This window comes from Plectonema radiosum NIES-515, assembly GCF_025753815.1.
GTDB lineage: Bacteria > Cyanobacteriota > Cyanobacteriia > Cyanobacteriales > Nostocaceae > Hassallia > Hassallia radiosum_A.
Genome location: NZ_JAOWRF010000139.1, coordinates 1 through 19,260 on the forward strand (window position 1 = coordinate 1; position 19,260 = coordinate 19,260).

At 40.7% G+C, this 19,260-nt stretch carries 13 protein-coding genes; 11 read left to right on the plus strand and 2 right to left on the minus strand.

Going from position 1 to position 19,260, the window contains the following annotated elements; all coding sequences use genetic code 11:
- Positions 1-403: 403 nt before the first annotated feature.
- Entirely contained in the window at positions 404-535 is a 132-nt protein-coding gene (locus OGM63_RS09275; RefSeq protein ID WP_263745229.1) for a hypothetical protein, read from the minus strand.
- Between OGM63_RS09275 and OGM63_RS09280 the strand changes: the two genes are divergently transcribed.
- Positions 524-1,327 (plus strand): slr1353 family protein, encoded by an 804-nt coding sequence (locus tag OGM63_RS09280; RefSeq protein WP_263745230.1) that lies wholly within the window; start codon positions 524-526, stop codon positions 1,325-1,327. The two genes, OGM63_RS09275 and OGM63_RS09280, sit on opposite strands and share 12 nt — an antisense overlap.
- Before the next feature lie 51 nt (positions 1,328-1,378).
- Here the strand turns inward: OGM63_RS09280 and clpP are convergent, their stop codons facing one another.
- Positions 1,379-1,993, minus strand: a complete 615-nt coding sequence (gene clpP, locus OGM63_RS09285) for an ATP-dependent Clp endopeptidase proteolytic subunit ClpP (RefSeq protein WP_263745231.1) — start codon at positions 1,991-1,993, stop codon at positions 1,379-1,381.
- A 237-nt stretch (positions 1,994-2,230) separates the two neighbouring features.
- On the opposite strand from clpP, the gene OGM63_RS09290 reads away from it, so the two are divergent.
- From OGM63_RS09290 to OGM63_RS09335, 10 genes are all read left to right on the plus strand, one after another.
- On the plus strand, positions 2,231-2,443 hold the full coding sequence (locus OGM63_RS09290; RefSeq protein WP_263745232.1) for a QAALIT motif small membrane protein: 213 nt from the start codon (positions 2,231-2,233) through the stop codon (positions 2,441-2,443).
- 57 nt (positions 2,444-2,500) lie between these two features.
- Positions 2,501-4,579: a thioredoxin domain-containing protein gene (locus OGM63_RS09295; RefSeq protein ID WP_263745233.1), complete on the plus strand. Its 2,079-nt coding sequence runs from the start codon at positions 2,501-2,503 to the stop codon at positions 4,577-4,579.
- A gap of 218 nt (positions 4,580-4,797) precedes the next feature.
- Positions 4,798-5,382 (plus strand): molybdenum cofactor guanylyltransferase, encoded by a 585-nt coding sequence (locus OGM63_RS09300; protein WP_263745234.1) that lies wholly within the window; start codon positions 4,798-4,800, stop codon positions 5,380-5,382.
- 42 nt (positions 5,383-5,424) lie between these two features.
- The gene (locus OGM63_RS09305) at positions 5,425-6,432 is read left to right on the plus strand and encodes a FecCD family ABC transporter permease (protein ID WP_263745235.1); all 1,008 of its coding nucleotides are present in this window, start codon (positions 5,425-5,427) and stop codon (positions 6,430-6,432) included.
- 85 nt (positions 6,433-6,517) lie between these two features.
- Positions 6,518-7,297, plus strand: a complete 780-nt coding sequence (locus tag OGM63_RS09310; RefSeq protein WP_263745236.1) for an ABC transporter ATP-binding protein — start codon at positions 6,518-6,520, stop codon at positions 7,295-7,297.
- A 367-nt stretch (positions 7,298-7,664) separates the two neighbouring features.
- Complete coding sequence (locus tag OGM63_RS09315) at positions 7,665-8,543, plus strand: ABC transporter substrate-binding protein (RefSeq protein ID WP_263745237.1); 879 nt, start codon at positions 7,665-7,667, stop codon at positions 8,541-8,543.
- Positions 8,544-9,019: 476 nt separating this feature from the next.
- Positions 9,020-12,847: a DUF7379 domain-containing protein gene (locus OGM63_RS09320; protein WP_263745238.1), complete on the plus strand. Its 3,828-nt coding sequence runs from the start codon at positions 9,020-9,022 to the stop codon at positions 12,845-12,847.
- Positions 12,848-13,205: 358 nt separating this feature from the next.
- Entirely contained in the window at positions 13,206-17,576 is a 4,371-nt protein-coding gene (locus OGM63_RS09325) for an nSTAND1 domain-containing NTPase (protein ID WP_263745239.1), read from the plus strand.
- 147 nt (positions 17,577-17,723) lie between these two features.
- The gene (locus tag OGM63_RS09330) at positions 17,724-17,942 is read left to right on the plus strand and encodes a hypothetical protein (RefSeq protein ID WP_263745240.1); all 219 of its coding nucleotides are present in this window, start codon (positions 17,724-17,726) and stop codon (positions 17,940-17,942) included.
- 276 nt (positions 17,943-18,218) lie between these two features.
- Positions 18,219-19,260 (plus strand): nSTAND1 domain-containing NTPase (locus tag OGM63_RS09335; protein WP_263745242.1); only part of this gene is annotated, 1,042 nt, incomplete at its 3' end.

Here is a 19,260-nt window from a genome sequence, read left to right on the forward strand (position 1 = left end):
TTTACGGGTGGTTAGATTCGGTGACTTCTTCATGAAGAGGGGTTCATGGGAAAGGGGAAAGGGGGAAAGGGGAAAGAAATAGTTCGGGGATTGTAAAGATCGGACAATTAGAGACCTCCTTTATAAGGGGACTTTAAACCCGTACAGGGGGTCATATAAGAAAAAACTTTACGGGTGTTTTAAATAACTCCATACATGAGTCCCTTTTTTAAGAGGGGTAAAGGGTAAAGGGACTCATGTGTGGAAATAAAGCGCTTTCCTTGAGCGGTGGACTGTACCGTCCCGTTGAAGTTTGTAAGAAGACTTATTTAAATACATGTATCATATTTTTCTTCCCCCTTCCCCCCTTTCCCCCTTCCCAGATGGTAAAAGTTGTCACCGCAGGACAGCAACCCATCAGCCATTAATCTGGTGGACTACTAGTAGAGCGAATTTGGCGATCGCATAGCGTTTTTGAAAAAGAAGCGGTACTAGTAGCCGCAGCACGAGCATTGTTTAATGAATTTAGATTGGTGAAAGTATTATGTTGGCTCAATTCCAGAGCTTGTATCCCAACGGGAGTCTTATTTCTGAATTAGTAGAAATTTTCTGTGGAAAATATATTGTCCGGGCAAGCGTACAAATTGAAGGTGTAATTCGTGCTACCGGTATGGCAGCAGCAGAAACAGTCGAAGCAGCAGAAGATCAAGCAAGAAATCGAGCGTTGATGGTTTTGGGATTGACTTCCTCTGAATCGGGATCGACGGTATCCGCAAAACCAATGCAGGTGCAAAACAACCCTCATCCTGCTTTGAACACAACTGTCTCTGATGTAAATTCTGTAGAACAAACAGAAGCGATCGCTTCTGTTCAAACTCCATCACCAGTTTACGCACCCACTACACAACCAGAGGTGACTTCTTTCAGCGACACTTACAACCAAGACTTAGAGCCTCGCTTTGCTATGACTAGCAACCAAGAGCCAGAATATGATATACCGATGCAAAATTGGGCTATGCTGGACGACAGCAGCGAAGTTGAAGAGAATCCGTTATCAACGCCTGCTGCTAGTAACGTTAGACAATTTGCCCCCCGCAGTTATACTCAACCGGAAGATGTAGGTAATCTAAAAAGCAAGAGAAATAATAAAAGCCAACCCATAGACTTGTCGGATGTAATTGCGAAAACAGATGTCGAAATTGAGCGTTTAGGCTGGACAAAAGAACAAGGAAAGGAGCATCTGAAAAAAACCTACGGCAAGCTGGGACGCACTTTGCTCAGTGAAGAGGAATTACTGGACTTTCTGAGATATTTAGAATCGCAACCAGACCCCATAGCCGGATTTTAATTAGATTTGTAGTCAGCGCTTCAACGCTGAAGCGCTAACTATACAAAAACTCTAATTACTACCGATAACAGCCATTGGACGGCTACCAGCCGCATGACGGTCAATCACAGAGTCTATTAAGCCATAGTTCTTGGCTTCCTCTGGGGACATGAAGAAGTCCCGTTCGGTATCTTCAGCAATACGCTCAATTGGCTGACCTGTGTGATCGGCTAAAAACTCATTTAGCTTGCGCTTGTGGTATAAAATTTCGCGTGCTTGAATTTCAATATCAGTCGCTTGTCCTTGGGCGCCACCAAGAGGTTGGTGAATCATAATCCGAGAATGGGGTAGACTCATCCGCTTACCCTTAGCACCCGCGCTGAGAAGAAAAGCACCCATACTCGCGGCTAATCCGGTACAAATTGTACAGACATCTGGGCGGATGTGCTTCATGGTATCAAATATGCCCATACCAGCTGTCACCGAACCACCCGGAGAATTAACGTACATATAAATGTCTTTCTCCGCATCTTCAGCATCTAAAAACAGCAGTTGGGCAACAATCAAGTTGGCTAGATTGCTATCTATTTGTTGTCCCAAAAAGATGATGCGCTCACGTAACAGCCGTGAGTAGATATCAAAGGCTCGTTCGCCTCGACCCGATTGTTCAATAACGATAGGAATCATTTAGCGTGCTTGTACTTATTTTAAATACATTTTATCGATTACATCTGTTGATTGGTTTCGGTAATCTCTCCCGAACTGGGAAGGGGGGGGAGGGGGGGAGGGGGGAAAGAAGAATTATTCTCCTTGTCTGCCTGCCCAATGCGAGCGTGCCCAATGCGAGCGTGCCCCATGCCCATTTCTAACAACAATCATCCGGATGAATCTGCCTAAAGCTGTAAATCGATAGTACGAGGTGCAATGGGGGTAATCAACTCTACTGCAATTGCCATCCACCCAAAGACACAGGAACGTACCATGCTGCAAAAACTTTTGCAAGCCGCTATCATCACTTTTTTACTTCATTTGTTAGCGGGACTTAGCCAAAATAGTTCTATTCATCCTAAAACAGAATCATCTTTAAATACAAAGCCGGTGCCAATGGTTAGCTGGGTCTTTCGCTCTGCGCCATAGCGCCACAAAGGTATTAGACTGAGCAAAGAGGGTAATGTAACTACTGCTTTGTGAATCATGACGAATCGCCTTGCTCTAGCCTTGAGTCTGTACCTCCGCAAACACGCTTCAAACCCAATTGATTGGTGGACTTGGTGTGATGAAGCACTAATAAATGCAAAAACGCAGAATAAACCGATTTTTCTCTCGATTGGCTACTCTAGCTGCCACTGGTGTACTGTGATGGAAGGTGAGGCGTTTTCTGATTTGGCGATCGCCGAATACATGAACGCTAATTTTCTCCCCATTAAAGTAGACCGCGAAGAAAGACCGGACATCGACAGCATTTATATGCAGTCTTTGCAGATGATGAGTAATGGTCAAGGAGGCTGGCCCTTAAATGTCTTTCTTTCTCCAGAAGATTTAGTACCCTTTTATGCTGGTACTTATTTCCCTGTGGAGCCGCGCTTTGGTCGTCCTGGCTTTTTACAAGTTTTGCAAGCGCTGCGTCGCTATTATGATACCGAAAAAGAGGACTTGCGTCAACGCAAAGCGGTAATTTTAGAGTCGTTGCTCAGTTCTGCGGTTTTGCAATTAGATGACGGAACAAGCAAAGAGGATGATGAATTATTACGGCAAGGCTGGGAAACTGGCACGGTTATAATTACTTGCGATCAACAAGGTAATCGCTTCCCGATGATTCCCTATGCGGAATTAGCGCTACGGGGAACTAGATTTTCTTTACCTGATGCTCTTGAAAATCAATCAAAATATAATGGCAAGGAAGTTTGTACTCAGCGAGGGCTAGATTTAGCACTAGGGGGTATTTTCGATCATGTAGGTGGTGGCTTTCACCGTTACACGGTTGATTCTACTTGGACTGTACCGCATTTTGAAAAGATGCTTTACGACAATGGTCAGATTGTGGAGTATCTGGCATCTTTGTGGAGTGCAGGAGTAGAAGAGCCGGCTTTTAACAGAGCGATCGCTTTGACTGTCAAATGGTTAAGTCGCGAAATGACTGCACCGGAAGGTTATTTCTATGCAGCTCAAGATGCTGACAGTTTTACAACACCTGACTCAGAAGCTGAACCAGAGGAAGGAGCCTTTTACATCTGGAGTTATAAAGAATTACAACAATTGCTGACTGCTGAGGAACTAACGGAATTACAACAGCAGTTGACTGTAACGCCTAATGGCAACTTTGAAGCTAACAATGTGTTGCAAAGGCGTTATGCAGAAGAATTAAGTGATACCCTAGAAAATGCACTCTCCAAGCTTTTTGTTGCTCGCTATGGTGCAACATCTGAACTTCAAACTTTTCCTCCTGCCCGCAACAACCACGAAGCAAAAACGGTAAACTGGCAAGGACGCATTCCCGCAGTCACAGATACTAAAATGATTGTGGCTTGGAATAGCTTGATGATTTCCGGTTTGGCTGTAGCTTATAGAGTATTTCAACAACCGTCTTATCTAGAACTAGCAACACGAGCGGCAAACTTTATCTTAGATAATCAGTTTGTGGATGGACGTTTCCACCGATTAAATTACCAATTGTCTCCGAGCGTGTTAGCTCAATCTGAAGATTACGCCTTTTTTATCAAAGCGTTATTGGATTTACAAGTTAGTTCACCCAATCAAACGTTTTGGTTAGAAAAAGCGATCGCTCTCCAAGATGAATTTGACGAATTTCTTTTAAGTATTGAATTAGGCGGTTATTATAACACATCTAGAGACGCGAGTCAAGATTTAATTGTGCGAGAACGCAGTTATGTAGATAATGCCACACCAGCAGCGAATGGAATAGCGATCGCTAATCTTGTGCGGCTGGCGCTTTTGACGGATAATTTGCATTATCTCGATTTAGCTGAACAAGGTTTAAAAGCTTTTCGGGCTGTAATGAGTAGCGCTCCTCAAGCTTGTCCGAGTTTGTTTGCAGCTTTGGATTGGTATCGTAACTCGACTTTGATTCGCACCACAAGCGAGCAGATAAATATTCTTATTCCCAAATATTTGCCTACGGCTGTGTTTACCAGCGGCTCTAAATTACCAGAGCGTAGTGTAGGATTAGTTTGTCAAGGTTTGAAATGTCTGCCAGCTGCTGAAAGTATCGAGCAATTATTGCAGCAAATCCAGCAAAGTCAGACTAGGGGATGAGCCAAGTAAGTGCGATCGCATAAAGATGAGCGCGTTTTTAAACGCACCAGGTAACGGAGGTAAGCGCAGAGTGACGCAAAGAATTAGCAGCAATAGCAAGGTACTTAGAAGTTCTTGTGATGAACCAGTCATAGCTACTTTTTTCAGATACTCTTAAAGGATAATATAACGTGAGTTCAATGCTGATGATTTAACTTCTGACTATTCTTGGTAGACTAATGACAAACCGTAGCGAATTAACTGCGATCATCTTAGCTGGAGGAAAAAGTTCTCGCATGGGTGAGGATAAAGCTTTGATTTTGATTCAAGGTGTGCCGTTATTGCAAAGAATTTATAAAATTGCTGAAGATTGTGCAGCTACAGTTTATGTTGTCACACCTTGGGAACAACGCTATCAACACATACTACCGCCTAACTGCCAGTTTATAAAAGAAGCGCCTTTATTTGCTGGACCATTAATCGGATTTGCTCAAGGACTAGCGCAAGTACAAACAGATTGGGTATTATTGCTAGCGTGTGATTTACCGAAGTTGCGAGTAGAAGCTTTGCAAGAATGGGCAAATCAACTTGATGATGTAAGAACGAGTGCGATCGCCACTTTAGCGCATCATATCAAAGGATGGGAACCCTTATGTGGCTTTTATCGCCGCAGTTGTTTACCAGACTTAAATGAGTATATCAATCAAGGCGGGCGATCGTTTCAGCAGTGGCTCAATCAACATCCCGTACAAGTTTTACCCCTCACAGAACCAGGAATGCTATTTAACTGCAATACCCCAGACGACTTAGCTAACTTAAATTAAATCATCTCTCTGTGCCTTTGCTACGAGTGCGTGAGACAATTAATGATAAAAATTATTGATAATTTTAGATCAAGCGATCGCCTAATCATAGCCACATTACTTCTAACTATCGCCTTAATTCTAATCGTCGGCATTTCCCTCTCTTTGGGGGCAGTATCAATGACGACACTCCAAATATGGCAAGCACTAACAAAAACAGGCGATTCCCTAAATCAAACAATTATTTGGGACTTGCGTTTACCCCGTATTTTAGCAGCAATGCTCGTGGGTGCAGCTTTGGGAATGTCTGGTTCACTCCTCCAAGGAATGTTACGCAACGGACTAGCCGACCCATTTCTACTCGGTATTTCTGCGGGTGCGGGTTTATTTGCGATCGCCATGTTAAGCTTCGGAGTGTTTTTGAGTTGGATTCCTTTAGGAGCTTGGGTCGGCAGCTTATTGACAACACTTATTGTTTATTTTTTAGCTCGCAGTCGTGAAGGTATATCAATTGAGCGGTTAATTTTGGGTGGAGTTGCCGTCAGTTCCTTATTTGGGGCGATTCAGTCAGTATTATTATTGATGGCAGAAGATGGTAGAATACAAACTGCTTTAAGTTGGTTGATTGGCAGTTTGAATGGGCGGGGATGGAATGAAGTGACGGTAGCTGGAGCTTATATTAGCGTAGCATTGTTACTGGGATGCTTATTAGCGCGTGCCGTCAACTTGTTGAATTTGGGTGATGAATTAGCAGTGAGTTTAGGAGTAAATTTATTGCGCGATCGCATTTTAATCGGTGGTGTCGCTACACTTCTAGCTGCCGGTGCTGTCAGCATTGGTGGATTAATCGGCTTCGTCGGCTTAATTGTACCTCACGGTATCCGCCTCATGGTAGGTACAGATTACCGGGCAGTTTTGCCATTAAGCGCAATTGGAGGTGCTTTAGTTCTCACCGCAGCCGATTTGCTTTCGCGTTTAGGTGCTGTAGAATTGCCCGTTGGTGCAGTTACTGCTTTACTTGGTTCACCTTTATTTATTTGGTTGTTATACAATCGAAAATCTGGAATTTAAAGAGTTAGTGGATAGTTGTTATGAGTAATTTTTTCCAACTATCAACCAACAACGAACAAATAACAACCAAAAACCAACAACTAAGATGCTTTTAGAAACACAAAATTTAACTGGGGGTTACACAGCTAAACCAATTATTCATGAAATCAGCCTAACAGTAAAAACAGGTGAATGGTTGAGTTTAGTTGGTGCGAATGGTTCGGGAAAATCGACACTACTAAAACTTATCAGTCGGTTACTGAAGCCACAACAGGGAACTGTATTGTTAGATGGTAAAGCCATTCACAGCCAACCTGCGTCGGTTGTGGCACAAAACTTAGCATTATTACCACAACAGCAAACAATTCCTAGTGGTTTAACGGTGCGGCAACTGGTATCATTAGGACGTACACCGTATCAACCTTGGTGGCAATACTCACTTCAAAAAGAAGATAAAGCCAAAGTAGAAACCGCATTGCAATTGACCCGGATGGATGAATATAGCGATCGCTTTGTGGAAGAATTATCAGGAGGAGAACGACAACGGGCATTTTTAGCGCTTGCTTTAGCTCAAGATCCGCAAATTTTGCTCTTAGATGAACCCACAACTTATTTAGATATTCGCTATCAGCTCGAATTACTCGAACTCCTCAAACAATTAAACCAACAGCATTTAACCATTATTACAGTTTTGCACGATGTCAATTTAGCAGCAAGATATAGTACACGTCTTGCACTTTTATCTCAAGGAAAAATTTTTGCTGTGGGAAAACCCAAAGAAATATTGACACCAGCAAATTTAGCTGATGTTTTAGGAGTAGAAGTTGTAATTCTAGAAACACCAGTGGGTTTGCAGATTTGTCCTTTAGCAGCTATGAACGATTAAGCTGTATAAATCTTGCCCCATTAGTTTATCTTATGCTTTATTGATTATTCTCTTTATTTTGATAACACTTGTCTATTTGTATTTGAGAATACAAGTGTTTTTCCCAGTATAAAACTATTATCAGAGAACGATTTTCAATAAACCTTGTATAGAACCAGGCGAGTAAAGATATGTCAAACTTCCTAGGAAAATTTGATATATATTTACTCGCTCTTTCTTATATCTATTGATATACAATAAAACAGAAATGAGAATTATATAACAGTCCTAAATAATTCTTAAGACTCTCTACTTCTTTCTTTTCTTAGCGTCCTTGGCGTCTTGGCGGTAGCCTGCGGCAAGCCGCTACGCGTCTACGTTTAAAAACATGTATAATCGTTGCATCTCATCAATATTAGCAATATTATTAAGCTTTATCTTACTTGCTTGCAGTACCGCAAGCACACAGCAACCACTAGGCACAAACATAAACTCAATTCAAACAGCCAAAAAAGTTGTAGCACTTAGCTCACTTGCCGCAGATATTATATCTCAACTCGACCAAACAAAACTTGTCGGCATTGCCGGAAGCAAATTGTTTAAAGATCATCCGCAATTCCAGAAACTTCCTCGTGTCAGTGAAGGACAAAATCCACCTAATTTAGAAAAAATAGTCGCTCTGAAACCAGATTTAGTAATTGGTGCAGAAGGTTTTTCTAATCAAACAACCGACAAACTGAAGCAGCTAGGAATTCCTATATATCTCACCCAAGTCAAGACGTGGGAATCATTAGAAGAAATTACAAAAACACTTGCTAAGTCAATTGATGCCGATCCGCAACCATTATTAAACCGCTATCAAACCTTTTTACCAGAAAAGCAAAATCCGACATTATCAACTTTAGTTTTAGTCAGTCGCCAACCAATTTTAGCACCAAATAAAAACAGTTGGGCTGGCGATTTGCTGGATAAATTTTCGACAATAAATGTCGCAGCTTCTTTGCAAGGTAGTAGTCCAATTGGTGGATATGTAACGCTTTCGGCAGAGAAAGTTTTGCAAGTAAATCCAGATGTAATAATTGTTGTAAATTCTCCACAACAAACTGATGCAGCGCTTTTAGATTCGTTTAAAAAAGAAGCTTTTTGGAAAGAACTAAAAGCGACTAAAAATAACCGAATTTACGTTTTTGATTATTATGGATTAGTGAATCCAGGTAGTATAGATGCGATTGAAAAAGCCTGTAAGCAGTTAAAGCAGGTTCTATAGATCGTAGTCAGCGATTCATCGCTTTGATGAGCACTTTAGTGCTCACTACGAGTTTAAATTTATATTAACTTTTAATAAAAAATCGCAATTAATATTTACACAACGCTTAGTTCTGTAACAATCATTTGAAAATTCAGTTGAAGAATGGTATAGATTGCTTGGATCAATATCGGTAAGCCTTGCACTTGTTGTAGTTAAACTACATGGCAAAGACAAAAGCATTATTTTACATCTCTAAATAATCAGGCATTATATAAAGTGCATAATTTGATTGTGCTTATACCTATTGAGATTGTATAAGCAAAGCTTTGCCAGCTTTACTTTCCTAAACGCAAAAAGGTAGGTTAAAACTAAAGCGTAAGTTCTTGTGATGTCACTTTCGGCAGAATAGAGACAACTTTTAATTGTTTTGCTACAACAAAAATGCAACCGTAGTCAAACTACGATGTCAAAAAAAATCATAAAGTAGGGTAAATATGGCTAACAACATCTACGCACTTTTGGTTGGTATTGACGAATACGATCCGACATCTACTCAGCAAATTCCCTCGTTAAAAGGTTGCGTTAACGACATCAAAGCTGTGGAAGCTTATTTGCGCGATCGCATCACTAAAGATGGAAAATGGCAACTAGTCGAACCCACTAACCAATCTTGGATACTCACCAATGAGCAAGCTACTCGTCAAGCAGTAATCAACGGCTTTTTACAGCATCTGTGCTATTCTGACAGTGAAGATGTAGTCTTATTTTATTATGCAGGTCATGGCGCTCAAGAGAAAGCACCAGAAGAATTTTGGCATTTAGAGGCAGATCGTTTAGATGAAAGTTTAGTTTGCTACGATAGCCGTACAGCAAATAGTCGAGACTTAGCAGATAAAGAAATAGCCTACCTAATCTCTCTAGTTGCAGAGAACAACCCTCATATCGTCATCATTCTCGACTGCTGTCACTCCGGTTCGGGAACCAGAGATATATCACCAGAAATTAGAGTGCGTCGTTCTCCGGTAGATTCACGAGAACGTCCATTAAGCAGCTTTATTTTTGCCGAAGACACAAGAGCATTAGATGAATTGTTGAATTCTTCGCGCACTTTAGATGCGAAAAGAACTGGTGTAATATTGCCTAAAGGCAAACACGTCATGTTTTCTGCTTGTCGTGACTACGAATTGGCAAAAGAATACAAAGGAGACGACGGTCAACCTAGAGGAGCTTTTTCTTACTTCTTATTGCAAACTCTCCAGCGTACTAATAGTAGCATGACCTATCGAGATTTAGCGAGAAATCTCAATGCGTTGGTAAGTGGTAAAGTTAAGGAACAATCCCCGCAAGTCGAAGCGACAGATCCGAAAGATTTAGATAAACCGTTTTTAGGTGGTGCGATTAAAGAACGTCCCAACTACTTTACCTTGACCCGCAGCCAGAACGATAATAGTTGGGTAATTGATGCAGGTGCTATTTCTGGTATCCCGAAACCATCTAAGGATGGAGACACATTATTAGCAATATTTCCAGCTGCAAGTACTCCTGAGCAATTAACTAAACTTGACCAGTCTTTAGGGGAAGCGCAAGTTATGCAAGTGCTGCCACAAAAGAGTAAAGTCAAAATTATCAGTGGTAGCGTAAGCTTATCTGAAACTGAAACTTATTGGGCGATCGTTACTAATATACCATTGCCGCCTCTGAAAATTTACATCAGAAGCGAAGACAGCGAAAAAGCAGGTTTAGAACTGGTAAAACAAGCACTGCAAACATCTGCACTCGATTCCAAACCTTCCTTATACGTCAGTCAGGTAGAAGAAGCTACATATGCAGATTATGATTTAGTAATTCGTGGAGGTCAGTATTGGATTACACAGCCTAACGATAAACGTCCGCTAGTTGCTCCCATTCCCGAAAATCCCGCAGAAGCTTATACCTCGGAAAATGCTCACCAAGTAGTTCTTCGTTTAGAACATATTGCCCGCTGGACAAACATTCTCGAACTTTCCACCCCTGCAACTAGTAGTGTTAAAAACGATGATGTGACGATGGAAATCAGCGTCCTTTCTGGACGACAAGAAACTTCCCTTAGTGGTGATGATAAAATAGCTTCAGAAATGCGGCTAGAGTATACCTATGAAAATGATGAATGGGTAAAGCCAACTATCCAAATCAAACTCACTAATAATAGCAATAAAGCACTTTATTGCAATGTATTAGACCTCGCAGAAAGTTACTCTATATCTAGCGACTTGTTAGACGGATATCAAATAAGCAGCTTCAAACTTGCAGCCAAAGACTCAGAAAATAGCAACATTCTCGAAAGTAGCAACATCGACTTTTACATCAAAGATGAATATTTAGCATCGGGAATTACTGAGTACAAAGATATATTAAAGCTGATAGTCAGCACAACTGAATTTGATGCGAGTTTGCTACAACAAGATGGATTAAACCCCCCTCCTCCAACTCGTTCACTTGGAGGAGGTGGTACTCTTGACCGTTTAATGGCAGGGGTAAACAGTCGTGAAGCTGTCAGAGCCGAAGGCAGCTATGATAATTGGATGACTAAGTCCTGTTCGATTACCATAGTCTGTCCGCAGGATGCGATCGCAATTCAATCTGATAGCAGCACAGCACTACAAAATGGTGTAGTTGAGGTGCAAGCACATCCGAGCTTGCAAGCAAAAGTTAATCTCACCACCGTACCGCAAGCAAGCAGAGATTTAGGCAATTTGATTTTACCTGCGATTTTGCGGCAACAACCTCGTTTTACTGAATCCTTTCAATTTACAACTAGCCGAGGCAGCGATCCCGGCTTGAGTGCTTTAGAGTTAAGTGACGTAGTAGATCACACTGTAGTCACAGCAGCACAACCCCTAAAATTGCTAGTTGATACTCAATTAGCAGAGAATGAACACCTTTTACCCTTTGCTTATGATGGACAGTTTTTCTTACCATTAGGAAGAGGTTCGCGATTCTCAGATGGCAAAACGGAAATTACCTTAGAAAGGTTGCCAAAACCAACAGGAATTAGTCGCAGTATACACGGTTCAATTCGGATTTTCTTTGAAAAAATAGTTAGCCAAAAACTAGGAAGTCCATTTGAATATCCAATTTTAGCTATAGCCGAAGTTGGGGAAAAAGACAAAGTAACCTACGAAAAAGATAAGCAGATAATTAAAACGCAAGTAGCGCAAGCAAAGAAAATTATCCTTTACATTCATGGAATTGTTGGTGACACAGCAAGTCTACTTCCCAGTGTTAAACATGCTTTTGTGGAAGTTGATCAAAAACAGCGTTCAATTAAAGAACTTTATGATGTAGTTTTGGCTTTTGACTATGAAAATATCCAAACGACAATTGAAGAGAATGCCAAGTCTTTAGGGGAGAAATTGCAAGAAATTGGCTTGGGAGCAAACCACGGTAAACAATTGCATATTGTCGCTCACTCAATGGGTGGTTTGGTTTCTCGCTGGTTTATCGAGAGACTAGGTGGCAATCAAGTTGTGCAACATTTAGTAATGTTAGGGACACCCAATGCAGGTTCACCTTGGCCTGCAATACAAGATTGGGTTTTTGCCGCTCTTGGTATCGGGTTAAATCAACTTTCAACAATAGTTTGGCCTACTAAAATAGTAGCAGATTTGTTGAAAGTTCTGGAAAATAATGATAAATCTCTGGAGCAAATGCAGCCAGATTCACCTATTTTGAAACAGCTTGCCGAAAATCCCGATCCTGGTGTTCTTTATACAATTATAGCCGGTGACAGGTCGGTGATGGCTACAGCTATGGCACTGCAAGGAGATAAGCAAATCAATCCACTCAAACAACTGATGGATAGGATGTTTGGTGCATCTGTAAATAAAGTTGTAGATATGGCGTTTTTTACTCAGCCGAATGATATAGCAGTGACTTTGGCTAGTATAAAGAGCGTTAATTCTAAGCGATCGCCTCAACCAAGAATATTACCACCCGATGCCGCCTGCGATCACCTTACCTACTTTACTCATCCTGCCGGGTTAGCTGCACTATCTAGAGCACTTTACGAATTTTCCCATCCGGAAAATCAGCCCCCGACAGCATCAGCAATAAATGCCGATTCATTGATTGCAGAGCCTGAAGAAAACACCACACCAAAACCCGCTGAAACTTCCTCTCAAACCCAAAATGCTCTGTTAATTAGTAGCGCAATTATTACAGTAATCGCATTAATTATAGCAGGTGTTGCTATCTCTATTTTGTCGAACCGTTCTCCGCAACCACAGCCAACTAGTCAAACTAGAAGCAGTCAGATTGTAGCTGGTAACGAACACTCACTTTAAGTAGTTGCCTGTAAAAAATAACCCTGCCTCTTTCATGAGGTGGGGTTTTGCAGAGATATTTTTGCTTATGTTATGTCATGTCCTTTAATCACATATATTAGACATCTCCATAAATGAACTATGCGTTGTCGAAACCCTTGTATAGACGCGATCAGACGAAGTTTCTTGGGGTTTGGAGATGTCTATTGTAGAGACGTAAAGAGTGGAACGTCTGTAGGACGGTTCCAATAGACATCTCCGGAAAACAATGTAGAGACGCGAAATTTCGCGTCTCTTGGGGTTTGGATAACGCATATTTAATTTTCGGAGATGTCCAATGTTTTTATTAATATTAATTAAGCGGACATGATGTTAGTTTATGGCAGAAATTAAACGCAATTTTGCAGTGGTTATTGGTGTTAACCAATACACAAATGGGATTCCACCTTTAGAGACAGCTGTAAATGATGCTAGGGAACTTGCGAAAATTTTGGCAAAAGAATATGAATACAAAGTCTTACAGCTATTGGATGCAGATGCAACTCAGTCCAAGCTAAATGATTTGTTGACAGCTTTTGGACAGCAGCAGCTACCTTTAGCTGATGGGTTGATACAGGTAGAAGAAAGCGATCGCCTTTTATTTTACTTTGGGGGACATGGCATTGCTTTGAGTGGACTTGACAACACAGATGGACCAGCAGGCTACCTTGTACCCCAGGATGCACGATGTGATGATAGCAATAGTTGGGTAGCGATGCAGCGGTTCCACGATGCTCTAATACAACTGCCTTGCCGTCACCTTTTGATTATCCTTGATTGCTGCTTTGCGGGTGCATTTCGCTGGGCTGGATTGCAAAGAGAAGCAGTGCGATCGCAGAAAATGTATCAAGAACGTTATCAGCGCTTCATTTCTGGTTGCGCTCAACAAGTAATAACCTCCGCTGCCGATGACGAAAAAGCTGCCGATTCCCTTCTCAATTTTGGACAACGAGGTAATATTAATGGTCATTCTCCCTTCGCAGAACTGCTATTTAAAGCGCTTTTAGGAGAAGCCGATTTTACCAAAGATGGCGTTATCACCGCAACAGAAATCTATTTATATATATATAGTGAATTAGGTAAAACAACCGCCAAACAAACCCCAGGTTATTGTCAACTAAAACGCCATGACAAAGGTGAGTATATCTTTCCAATTCCCGGTTTTGAACCGAAAAACTTAGAGAAAGCTCCCCCACTTGATGAAAGTAAAAATCCCTACCGAGGATTAGAGTCTTTTGAAGAAAAAGATAGCAGCTTATTTTTTGGCAGAAAAGCTTTAATTGAAAAGCTGCAAAACTTCATTACAAATCAAGCTTTAACAGTTGTATTAGGCGCTTCTGGCTCTGGTAAATCAAGCTTAGTTAAAGCCGGATTAATTCCCTATTTAAAAAATAGTGGACAGTGGCGCATCCTTGCTCCAATTCGTCCAGGAAAATCTCCCTTCACCGCTTTGAATAACACATTATTAAAAGAAAACTTGCCAATTTTCGCCCAGCCAAATCAAGCTTTTGAGCAAGAATTGCATACACTTTATCAAAGCGTCAAAACTTGGAGTCAGGCTAACCCTAATACTAAATTATTACTTTTTATTGACCAATTTGAAGAATTAATTACCCTATGCCAAAATGACAAACAATCAGAAAACTTTCTGACCGGATTGGCAAGAGCAATTAAAGCTTTTCCCGAACAATTAAGGATTGTAATCACGCTGCGAAGTGACTTTGAACCGCAGTTTAGAGATAAAGCGTTAAAACCTTATTGGCAAAAAGCGCGATTTATTATCCCAGCAATGACGCGGCAAGAATTGCGATCGTGCATTACAGAACCTGCCACTGCACGAGTCTTGTATTTTGAACCGCCAATTTTAGTAGACAATTTAATTGATGAAGTGGCACAAATGCCCGGAGCTTTGCCTTTACTATCCTTCACATTAAGTGAACTTTATTTGAAATATATCAAGAGTACCAGAGAAGATAAAAGAAGTAATCGAGCGATTACCCTAGCAGATTATGAAGAATTGGGAGGAGTGACACGCAGTCTCACTCAAAGAGCAGATTGTGAATATGACGAGTTAGTAAAACTTGATTCGGCATATGCTCAAACAATCAAACAAGTAATGCTGCGAATGGTAGCGATAGGTAGCGGTGAATTAGCTCGCAGACAAGTATTCTGTACAGAATTGGAGTATCCAGAAGCAGAAAATGCACGAGCAGAGTTAGTAATTGAGCGTTTTGTAGCTGCTCGCTTGTTAGTGAAAGGACAAGATACAGAGAATCAAGAATATGTCGAACCTGCTCATGATATTTTAGTGCGGGGGTGGAATAAGCTGCGGACTTGGAAACAAGAAGAACAGGAAAATTTGATTTTTCAACGACGGTTAACACCAGCTGCACTTGAGTGGAAAAGCCAACAAAAAACACGATTTTTATGGAATGCCGATCCGCGCTTGGATTTATTGAAACAAATATTGAATTCTAATAATAACTGGTTTAACAAAATAGAAGCTGAGTTTGTGCGACGTAGCATCAGACAAAAACGCAAAAACGCTACTTTACGTTGGAGTCTTGTAAGTGGTGCATTAATAATTTTAAGTGGTGCAACTATTATTGCAATTAAGAATGGGATTGATGCAGAAAATCAAGTAATTGAAACTACCAGTGCTTTATCAGAAGCGCGTTTAGCCTCCAACAACCAATTAGAAGCGCTGATAGAAGGTGTCAAAGCCGGTGAAATGCTAAAAAAAGATTTATTAAGAGAAGGTGTAAAAGCGGGAGAAATGCTGAAAAAAGACACAATTTTGACGAAGGAAGCTACCAAAATCAAAGTTGTAACTACCTTGCAACAGTTGGCTAATCAAGTAAGGGAGCGCAACCGTTTTGAAGGACATACTCAAGCTGTCATGAGTGTAAGTTTTAATTTAGATAATAAAACAATTGCTTCCGCAAGTTTAGACAACACTATTAAATTGTGGAATCTTGATGGCAAATGTATTCAAACACTTGCACGGCATAAATATGGAGTTTCTCATGTGCGTTTTAGTGCCGATGGCAAAACTTTAATTTCTGCGAGTAAAGATAATACTGTCAAAATTTGGCAGCGTCAGTCTGACGGCACTTTTAAATTCCGGAAATCAATTCCAGATAAAAAAGGAATTTCTGCTATCAGTTTGAGTGCCGATGGACAAATTATTGCCACTGCTAGTAGAAATACAACATATACACTAAATTTGTGGCAGAAAGATGGCAAACCACTCGTAAGTTTGCCAGGACATCACGATCAAATCAGAGATTTAAGTTTTAGTCCTGATAATCAGATGATTGCTACCGCTAGTGTAGATAGAACTATCAAACTTTGGAGTGTAAAAGAGCGCAAGTTACTTAAAACTATTCCGAATGATTCTGTGCGACTTGACCGTTTAGGGGTGCGTTTTGTTAATAATACAACTATTGCCGCAACGAATAGTGATACAACTATCAAGCTCTGGAATATAAACGGTAAACAAATAAAAACCTTGCGGGGACATATTGATGAAGTTATTTATTTAGATGTTAGTCGCGATGGTAAATATATTGCTTCCGCTAGCAAGGATGGAACTGTTAAAATATGGAATTCAAAATCCGATAAACTAGTGCAAACTTTAGTAATTCCTGACACTATTATCTATGAACTCAGTTTTAGCCCCGACAGCAAAATGATTGCTTTAGCTGGTGAAGATGGCACGGTAAAACTCTGGAATCTTGATAGTATACTTCCACCTAAAATTCTTCAGTCGGGGGGTAAAAGTGTCAGTTTCAGCCCTGATAGTAAAATGATTGTCTCAGCATCAGATAAAAATCTTCAGCTTTGGCAAAATGGTAAGCAGTTGTGGAATGTGCAAGCAGATAACCAAACAGTTTTACAAGTAAGCTTTAGTCCGGATGGTAGATTAATTGCATCCGCCGGCGAAGATGGAACTGTGAAACTTTGGAATCTTCAAGGTACATTAATTCGGACTTTGGAAGGACACGGCAAAAAAGTTTCTAGTGTCAGCTTTAGCCCTGATAGCAAAACAATTGCCTCAGCGAGTGATGATACAACTGTGAAGCTTTGGAATGTAGCAAATGGAAGCTTAATTAAAACTATCCCAGCACATAATAAGGTAGTTACAAGTGTCAGCTTTAGCCCTGATGGTAAAACGATTGCTTCAGCCAGCCTTGACAAAACTATCAAGCTTTGGAATGTACCAGATGGCAGATTTATTAAAAATTTTCCAGGTCACAAGGAAGGAGTTATGAGTGTAAGTTTCAGCCCTAACGGAAAAATGCTTGCTTCAGCTAGTTATGACAAAACTGTGAGACTCTGGTATCTAAATAATCAGAGCCATAAAGTTTTTTCAAAAGACGACGATAGCGTTCACAAAATTAATTTTAGCCCGAATGGTCAAACTTTAGTTTCAGTAAGTGGCAATAAAATTAAGCTTTGGAAACTAGATGGTGAACTTATAAAAACTTTACAAGGCAATCAAGGCACTATTTTTGATGTCAGTTTCAGTCCGGATGGTAAGACTATTGCTTCAGCTGATTGGAAAGGCAAAGTGATTTTATGGGATTTAGATTTGGATAATTTACTTACACGTAGTTGTAGTTGGCTGGATAGCTATTTAAATAATAATCCTAAAGTTAGCGATGCCTGCGGCGGGCTATGCCTACGCACTCTTTGCAAACAAACCTAGCGATCGCGTCTTTTGCAACTTACTTCTTTGCCCCATCCCATCAGTGCATAAATTATTTAACTTGCACCCATATATAAATGTAGAGTTTAAGACTTCCCTCGCTATCGAAGTCATATTTGTAATCTAAAACAAGGAGCATCAAAAATTATGGCAGACGGATATGAAGTTATAACTCCTGAAGAAATTGAAGCTGAAAATACTTTCAGGGAAGGTAAAGCTCGTATTGACAGCAATGACATAGGAGGAGGCATAAATCTGTTGAGAAGAGCAAGGGATATGTTTCGCAATTGCCATAGCTCTCAAGCTGAAGCTAAAGCCGACGAGGTGGAAAAGTTATTAATCAGCATGGGGGATAGGAGGAGATAAATAAGGCTTGCTGAGTCTGAGCAGTTAAATTAGAGATGTAGTATATGCTATATCTCTAATTTAACTACTTATTTATAAGAAAACTTCAACGTTTTCACACAGCAAGCGATCGCGTGCTGTGTGCGTTTGTGGCATCTCAATAGTAAATTCCTCAAATGGTGGCGATCGCCTCCACACACATCAATAGAAGGCATCTAAAGATACTTGCTAAAAATATCTGGAAATTGTGGATAATCTGCTTGTAGATGCTTATAGTTATTAAATAACAGGCATCTTATGGAAGAAATTAAACGCAGTCTGGCAGTAGTTATTGGTATTAATGAATACTCTAACGGCATTCCGGCACTAAAAACTGCCGTCAATGATGCCCAAAAAATCGCTGCAACTTTAGCTAGCATTTACGAATACCAAGTTTTGCTGCTGTTAGATAGCGATGCCAACAGCGACAAATTCACCAATCTATTAACGGCTCTGGAAACGCATACATTACCTTCTTCTGATAATAGCCAAATTCAAATTCAAGAAACTGACCGAGTATTATTCTACTTTGCCGGACACGGTATCGCTTCAGATGCATTAGATAGCACCGATGGTTCAACAGGCTTTCTTGTTCCTCAAGATGCACACATGAATAATGACAGCAGTATGCTGTCTATGAAGCGACTCCACGATGCTTTAATTAAACTACCATGCCGTCACATATTAATTATCCTAGATTGTTGCTTCGCAGGCGCATTTCGTTGGGCAGGTAACAGAGATGCTGTGCTTCAAAATAAAGTATATCGCGAACGTTACGATCGCTTTATCTCTAGTTGCGCCCAACAAGTAATCACCTCCGCCGGCGATGATGAAAAAGCTGCTGATTCATTGTATCGATTCGGACAACGCAACGAAGATTCAGGAAACTCCCCGTTTGCAGAATTACTTTTGAACGCGCTATCAGGAAAAGCAGATTTCAGCACTGATGGAGTCATTACAGCTACGGAAATATACGTATATATACATGGCGAATTGGGCAAGACAAGCGCCAAACAAACTCCAGGATTCTGTCAACTTAAACACCATGACAAAGGTGAGTATATCTTTCCCGTTCCGGGGTTTGACCCGAATAAGTTAGCACCAGCACCCGCACTCGATGAAAATACCAATCCTTACAGAGGATTGAAATCCTATGAAGAAAAAGATAGCAGCCTCTTTTTTGGCAGAAAAGCCTTAATCGAAAAATTAGAAGCATTCATCATCAACCAACCCCTAACAGTGGTGCTGGGTGCTTCCGGTTCCGGAAAATCCAGCTTGGTGAAAGCCGGATTAATTACGC

Bases quoted from the DNA above. Each gene is read 5' to 3' on its own strand.
- OGM63_RS09280 (WP_263745230.1), top strand. From the start codon at position 524: ATGTTGGCTCAATTCCAGAGCTTGTATCCCAACGGGAGTCTTATTTCT.
- clpP (WP_263745231.1), bottom strand. From the start codon at position 1,993: ATGATTCCTATCGTTATTGAACAATCGGGTCGAGGCGAACGAGCCTTT.
- OGM63_RS09290 (WP_263745232.1), top strand. From the start codon at position 2,231: ATGGGGGTAATCAACTCTACTGCAATTGCCATCCACCCAAAGACACAG.
- OGM63_RS09295 (WP_263745233.1), top strand. From the start codon at position 2,501: ATGACGAATCGCCTTGCTCTAGCCTTGAGTCTGTACCTCCGCAAACAC.
- OGM63_RS09300 (WP_263745234.1), top strand. From the start codon at position 4,798: ATGACAAACCGTAGCGAATTAACTGCGATCATCTTAGCTGGAGGAAAA.
- OGM63_RS09305 (WP_263745235.1), top strand. From the start codon at position 5,425: ATGATAAAAATTATTGATAATTTTAGATCAAGCGATCGCCTAATCATA.
- OGM63_RS09310 (WP_263745236.1), top strand. From the start codon at position 6,518: ATGCTTTTAGAAACACAAAATTTAACTGGGGGTTACACAGCTAAACCA.
- OGM63_RS09315 (WP_263745237.1), top strand. From the start codon at position 7,665: ATGTATAATCGTTGCATCTCATCAATATTAGCAATATTATTAAGCTTT.
- OGM63_RS09320 (WP_263745238.1), top strand. From the start codon at position 9,020: ATGGCTAACAACATCTACGCACTTTTGGTTGGTATTGACGAATACGAT.
- OGM63_RS09325 (WP_263745239.1), top strand. From the start codon at position 13,206: ATGGCAGAAATTAAACGCAATTTTGCAGTGGTTATTGGTGTTAACCAA.
- OGM63_RS09330 (WP_263745240.1), top strand. From the start codon at position 17,724: ATGGCAGACGGATATGAAGTTATAACTCCTGAAGAAATTGAAGCTGAA.